Genomic DNA, 4,995 nt, shown 5'->3' with positions numbered 1-4,995 from the left:
GGCGTTCTGCAGCAGCTCGTTGAGGATGTCGTGCGCCGAGCCGTTGAACAGGCGGCTGACCTTGGTGATGGTCTCGGGCGCGACGGCGGTGGCGATGGTGGCGGGGAGCATGGCGACCTCCTGGGCCTGCGGGGATCAGTCCTCGCAGTCGCCGCTCCCCTCCTCCCTCCGCTCTGCGGCCTCGGGCTGCGATTAGTGGGTCTCGGGTCTCCGAGATCGAGGACAGGGGTGAAGGGTCCGATCTGAATGGATCGGCGCTTGCGCGGCGAGCGCACTCGTTGGTAGCCCTTGCCCACTGCGGAGACGTGGCTGGGGCGTGGAAACCTCAGAGGATCAAAGCCGGTTCGATCGACCGGGTGGCGGACGCGTATGTCCAAGGCCACTCGGCCCAAAGGCGTTCGCGCCTGGCTGATCCCAGGTTTCCAACACCCGGTTCCGAAGCGACGGCGCGCCGCTTGGGCGCGCCGCCGGCTTCCTGGGGAGATGCGATGGACCATCGAGCAGCGCAGATGGCGGAAGCTCTAGACCTCGCCCGGCGGGCCCTCGTTATCCTGGACGGTGTCGACGCGCACCGTCCCGCTATCTACCTTCAAGAGGCGATCAACGAGCTTACCGGGATACGGCAACCTGGGACGATCGAAGAGGCAAAGGCGATGTGGGATATGCCGGAGGTGCAATCGTTATGCCGAAGGCTCTTCGGTGAAGAACCGCCACCGTTCGACTGGCATCCCGCGTAGTGAGTGGGGGACGCTGGAATGACTGCGCGTAAGCGACGTGAACGGTCCGGGTCGGAGGTGCTGAAGTTCCTCGACGACCACCGGCTCGACCATAGCCCCGACCACTACACCTTCGCCCATCGCTACCTCTTCGCCAGCGATCCTGGGTTCGCGAGGGAGGTGGCAGGCATCATCGACGGCGGCGTTCGCATCACGCCTTCTGAGGTGATGCGGTTACTGTTCTCGGCCTCGACGCCTACCGACGGGGCGCAGAATAGCGGGCTCGATCGGTTGACGTTGCGCTTCCTGGACATCGTCAGCGACACCCTTGCCGCCACCGGGACCCTCAATCGCGATCTGGTCCAGGCTTCTTCCTCCCTGCTCAGCGCCGACGTTCCGAGCATCCGCGCCGTGATCGCCGCGATGATTGATCGAACGACGAAAACGGAGGGCCAGCTAGCCGAAGCGACTGCTCAGGCTCAGCGGCTTCGCGAAGAGCTGAATGCCGCTCGAGACGAGGCTAGTCGCGATCACTTGACCGGGCTCGCCAACCGCGGGGCGACCGAGGAGCGGCTGTTGGAACTGCTCGCGCGCGAGGGAGGATGCTGTTTCGCGTTCGTCGACATCGACCGGTTCAAGGCCATCAACGACGCACATGGGCACGGCGTCGGCGATCGTGTGCTGAAGGCTGTCGCGGCGTGGTTGAGCGAGACCTGCGCCCCTCACCATGTCGGCCGCTGGGGTGGGGAGGAGTTCGTCGTTCTCTTCCAGCGCGTCAGCTTGGCCGATGCGGTTGCCAAGATCGAGCAGGCACGAGCAACCATCGGGCAGCGCCAGATGAAGCTGCGGGAGACCGATCAGCCGCTTGGTCGCGTGACGTTCTCTGCCGGCATCGCTTCCAGTCGGGGCCGCAGCGCCGAGCAGCTGATCGCTGCGGCCGACGCGCTCCTCTACCAAGCGAAGTCGCAAGGTCGCGATCGCACGATTGCCGAAGCGCCGATCGTAGGTGTGTGAGGCGACGTTCTGCGGATCGCGGTACGAGGTCGGCGGCCTTTCCTGGTTCAGTAGAGGACGTCGTCAGGCGGCGTCAGTCGTAGCGGGGGCGCTCGGCGGGAAAACGCTCGGGCGGCACGCCGGTGAAGCTGAAGGCGCGGTGGCGACCGCCTGCGTAGAGGCAGGAGTCGACCCTCGGTTTGTGCCGCTGCAGCCTCTCCAGTAGCCGGTTGGCGCGGCGCATAGCACGAACGGCGTCCGCGTCGTTGAAATGGACCGCGATGGCGCGGACGAACGTGCCGGAATCGAAGTACCAGCCGCCCTCTTCGGCTCCGCCGTATTCGCGATCGATCTCGTAGAAGGCGAGGATGCTGCGCATTGGGGTGCTCCCTGATTGCAAAGCACAGCCACCAAGGCCGGCTCGCATCCTCACATCCCCTCTCTGCTTTTCCTTAATGGCAGGCTCGACACGCGGCGTGTGGTCTATCGATAGATCGCGGTGTTTGAGGAGATGGAAGTATATTCTACGCAACCGAAGTCTCTTGGTCCTCAAGTGCGGGTCGCGCCGGTGAAGCTGCGCAACGCGAGTGCCATGTGCTGGCGCATGGTCGCCTTGTTGCCGATGACGATCTCGGGATTGAGCGGTCGGCCGTCGGCCGCTACGAAGCCGAAGGCCGGCACACCGTCCGCCAGCTCGATCAGGATGCTGTGGCCATGCCCCGGTCGGGACGATCCAACGCGAGCGGTGAACTCGCCGAGCTTGCCCGAGAGGCCCTTGGCCAGCTTGCTCCAGCGGATGTGGCCGGCGCCGCGGTTGCCATCACCCGACCGGCCTCGCTCGACCCAGGTGCGGAAGTGGGCGCGCTGCTGCAGGGGCGTGTTGCGCGTCCGCTCCATGGTCCGGCACAGCGGCAGGACGCTCGACGCCGCGTCCACGACGCGCAGGTAGTCGCCTTGCGCGGTGACCAGGATGTCGTCGAAGTCGCGCCCATCGATGAGGGACCGGAGCGATGCTGCCAGCGACGGCAACGCGATCAGGCGATCGGCCCAGCCAGCGGCGGGCTCCGACGTCGTGAACTCCGTGGTCCTCGCATCGACGAAGCCGCGCTCGGCGATCAGCATGACGATGGTCATGCCGGCCGCGTCCGGGAGGCCGGCAAGGAGCTCCATCGGCCCCGGCGACGGCTGTCTCGCACGGGTAGGCCAGCCCCGTGCCTCGCCTTGGGAGAGGATCAGCAAGCGTCGCGACCAGCGGCTCGGGCGCGGCTGGTCGGTCGGCAGGGGCCAACTGCTGGGCAGGGGGCGTGCCGGTCGCGCCGGCGGCGCCGGGACCGGGTGGTTGCTCGCGCGCGTGCTCGCCTCGATCTGACGGCGCGCGACGTCGAACAGGTCGGCAGGCGCGCCCCCGCCATCGGCGAAGCCGCGGTCATAGGCCTCCCTGCCGGCATCCCGGCCGTGGCGTGAGGTGAGGTGCGGGCGGGGATCGTAGGCCCAGCCGGCGTGTGCCGCGTACCACCCGCCGGCGTAGCGCACCGCGTCGTCCCAGCCGTAGCCGTGGCGATCGCGGCCATGCAGGATCGCGAGGTCACGATCGCTGATCGTGCCGGCCTGCGCCTTGCCTTCCATAAAGGCGAAATTGCGCGCCCGGCGCTTGGCCTCGCCGTCGGCCGCGATGGCGTCGTGTACGGGCCGTATGGCGACGACGCGCTCCCGCGTCCGTGTCATGCGCTCGTCGAGCGGGCGGTCAGCCGGTAGATCGGGGAAGTCTCGCCAGGCCTTGGCGAGCGCCTCGGCGTGTTCGGGGCTGCGGCCTCGGGCGACCCAGGTCGCGGCGTCGCCGGGGGCGAAATCGTTCGCATCGGCGAGGCGGGCGGCCGCCCCAGTCACTCGACCACCGTTGAGTTAGGCGACGACGGCACGGCGGACATGCGCGCGCGGGCGGCTTCCGCTATTTGCGGGAAGGCGCGGGAAAGGTTGCCGTGGATCGCCTCGAAGTCGGGCAACGGGAACCGGCCGTGAGCGTCGGGCCGGCACGTCTGGAGCGCGCCGATCACGATCTCGACCAGATCCTTGCGCGGGATGATCGCTGTCTCGCCCGAGTAGGTCACCGGCGGGGTGAACCCGGCCTCCAACCATGTGCCGAGGCCCGGCTCGACCAGGTCGGCGTAGGCCAGCGCCTCCGGGCCGGCGTCGTCGGCGACCCGGAGGGTCAGCGTCCGGTAGGTGCCGAAGTCGTGATGGTTCGCCAGCTCGGCGAGCCTGCAGCCCTCGGGCGGGGGGCCGAAGCGCGCGACGATCGCGAGCCGGTAGACCTCGACCTCGAAGCTGTTCACCGCGGCGAAGCCGGTCGTGTGGCCGAGCTGGGCGCACTCCGCCTCGGCGGGCGCACCGCCGAGGTCGATGATGGTGGGCATGGGGATCTCCGACGATCCGGAACGGATCGCCTTCCTCTGCCCCCTCGCCTCCTAGTCCCGGTCGCGCTGGACCCAGCGCTTGGTCGCGACCTGGGCGACGCCGTCGCCCGTCGCGCTGGTCTTCAGGCGGTCGAGCTCCAGCGTGCGGGCGATGTCGTCGGGGAGGTTCGCCCACGGGCGGGCGATCTCGATCGCCGCGGCGGGGCTAGGAAGCTCGCCGGGCGCGGTGCCCTTCCAGATGAAGCTCGTCTCCTCGCCCTCCGCACCGGGGTCGGGGCGGAAGACCTGGACGAAGAACGAGTTCAATGGGCGATCCCATCCAAGCGCGACCGACGTCGCGCCGGTGTGCCCAGGAAAGACATGACGGCTCATTGCAGGCCTCCAGTGATCGAAATCTACCAGCGATCGAGGATCGAAGCGACGCCCAACAGCGATCGCCGAAGGGGGGACGACGGCGGTCAGGCCGTGAGCAGCTTCTGCGCCGGCGTTGCCCCCGCGCGCTCCAGCACGAGCTCGCGCCGCAGCCGGTCGGCGAACCGCCGCGGGTCGAGCAGGGTGTGGATGGTGGCGAAGCGGGGAGGCTGCTCCACGCCGTCCCGGATCACGCGATAGACCAGTTCGCGGCCTCCGTAGCGACCACCTACCCGGAGCGTCACCGACAAGGTGTCGCTCGCCAACGTCACGGCCCCGGACTCCGAGGCGTCGCCCATCCACGACGAGACGGAGTGGGCGTCGGGAGCAAGGCCCAGGGCCTGCGCCAGCAGCCGCAGCGCCCTGCGGCCGTCCGTGTGGAACCGGTCCTTGGCGGCCGTATCATAGGCCACCCCGCCAATCGCGAACACGAGCAGCGCGGGGAAGCGCCTGATCTCGTC

The 4,995-nt window shown here is 68.5% G+C and carries 5 protein-coding genes and 1 pseudogene; 1 reads left to right on the top strand and 5 read right to left on the bottom strand.

The genetic code is table 11. From position 1 onward, the window contains the following. The first annotated feature begins 794 nt into the window (after positions 1-794). The gene (locus HUU95_RS08235) at positions 795-1,730 is read left to right on the top strand and encodes a GGDEF domain-containing protein (protein WP_174279678.1); all 936 of its coding nucleotides are present in this window, start codon (positions 795-797) and stop codon (positions 1,728-1,730) included. Positions 1,731-1,803: 73 nt separating this feature from the next. Here the strand turns inward: HUU95_RS08235 and HUU95_RS08230 are convergent, their stop codons facing one another. The 5 genes and pseudogenes from HUU95_RS08230 to HUU95_RS08210 form a co-directional block, all read right to left on the bottom strand. Beyond that, positions 1,804-2,088 (bottom strand): hypothetical protein, encoded by a 285-nt coding sequence (locus HUU95_RS08230; RefSeq protein ID WP_174279677.1) that lies wholly within the window; start codon positions 2,086-2,088, stop codon positions 1,804-1,806. A 170-nt stretch (positions 2,089-2,258) separates the two neighbouring features. Then, entirely contained in the window at positions 2,259-3,596 is a 1,338-nt protein-coding gene (locus tag HUU95_RS08225) for a hypothetical protein (protein ID WP_174279676.1), read from the bottom strand. Continuing rightward, complete coding sequence (locus HUU95_RS08220) at positions 3,593-4,123, bottom strand: hypothetical protein (RefSeq protein WP_174279675.1); 531 nt, start codon at positions 4,121-4,123, stop codon at positions 3,593-3,595. Before HUU95_RS08220 ends, HUU95_RS08225 begins: the two co-directional genes overlap by 4 nt. Positions 4,124-4,174: 51 nt before the next feature. Beyond that, positions 4,175-4,429, bottom strand: a complete 255-nt coding sequence (locus HUU95_RS08215; protein WP_254602690.1) for a hypothetical protein — start codon at positions 4,427-4,429, stop codon at positions 4,175-4,177. Positions 4,430-4,581: 152 nt separating this feature from the next. After that, positions 4,582-4,995, bottom strand: a pseudogene (locus tag HUU95_RS08210) (hypothetical protein); the annotation flags it as partial.

The sequence above is a fragment of the Sphingomonas bacterium genome (assembly GCF_903643065.1).
Taxonomy (GTDB): domain Bacteria; phylum Pseudomonadota; class Alphaproteobacteria; order Sphingomonadales; family Sphingomonadaceae; genus Sphingomonas.
The sequence above is the reverse complement of the archived record's forward strand: the minus strand, read 5'-3'. Positions and strand labels throughout refer to the sequence as shown.

What these genes read in the sequence shown, in the direction of transcription:
- HUU95_RS08230 (WP_174279677.1), bottom strand. Translation starts at nt 2,088, where the DNA reads ATGCGCAGCATCCTCGCCTTCTACGAGATCGATCGCGAATACGGCGGA.
- HUU95_RS08220 (WP_174279675.1), bottom strand. Translation starts at nt 4,123, where the DNA reads ATGCCCACCATCATCGACCTCGGCGGTGCGCCCGCCGAGGCGGAGTGC.